The organism is Vibrio sp. Vb1554 (assembly GCF_033344235.1).
The window spans coordinates 1-1,041 of sequence record NZ_JAWPOJ010000460.1; the positions used below are offsets into that span (position 1 = coordinate 1).

At 45.9% G+C, this 1,041-nt stretch carries 1 protein-coding gene; it reads left to right on the forward strand.

What is annotated here, in order from left to right; translation table 11 throughout:
* A partial coding sequence (locus R8N28_RS27055) for an inosine/guanosine kinase (protein WP_318183896.1) occupies positions 1-1,008 on the forward strand: 1,008 nt, incomplete at its 5' end.
* Between the last annotated feature and the right edge of the window lie 33 nt (positions 1,009-1,041).

Here is a 1,041-nt window from a genome sequence, read left to right on the forward strand (position 1 = left end):
CACAATTATTCTGTCGTAGCAGACAGCAAATCTGTATTGCTTGGCGTAATGTCAAAGAACATTCAAGTAGGTTCTTTCGCCTACCGCTACCTTTGCCGTACGTCTTCACGCATGCACCTAAACCACCTACAAACGGTAGATGGCCCGATTGGTCGTTGCTACACCCTTATCTCTCAAGATGGTGAACGTACATTCGCGATCAACGAAGGTCACATGAATCAACTTCTTCCAGAAAGCATTCCTGAAGAAGTATTTGAGAAAGCTTCTGCGCTTGTTGTTTCTTCGTACCTAATGCGCGGTAAAGAAGAAGACCCAATGCCTAAAGCAGTACAACGTGCGATTGATTTTGCCAAGAAGCACGATGTACCTGTTGTTCTTACTCTAGGTACAAAGTACGTGATTGAAGGCAATGCGGAATGGTGGCAAGAGTACATTCGTGAAAACGTATCTGTTGTGGCTATGAATGAAGAAGAAGGCGCGGCGCTTACAGGCGAAAACGATCCACTCGCTGCTGCGGATAAAACACTTGAGTGGGTAGATCTTGTTCTTTGTACTGCCGGGCCAAACGGTCTTTACATGGCAGGTTACACGGACGAAAAAGTGAAACGTGAAACTACACACGATATTCTTGAAAGCTCGATTGAGGAATTCAACAAGTTTGAGTTCAGCCGCGCAATGCGCAAAGAAGATTGTGTGAATCCAATGAAAGTGTATTCACACATCGGTCCATACCTTGGCGGCCCTCTAGAAATTAAGAACACTAATGGCGCGGGTGATGCTGCACTGTCTGCACTGCTGCATGACATGGCTGCAAACTCTTTCCATCAGAAAGAAGTGCCTACTTCAGAGAAACACGAAGTACGCTGTCTGACGTATTCATCACTTTCTCAAATTTGTAAATACGCGAACCGCGTGAGCTACGAAGTGCTAACTCAGCACTCTCCTCGCCTATCGCGAGCTCTGCCAGAACGCGAAGACAGCTTAGAAGAGACCTACTGGGATCGCTAAGAAGGTTAGCTTTAGAGCAAAAATATACTTAGG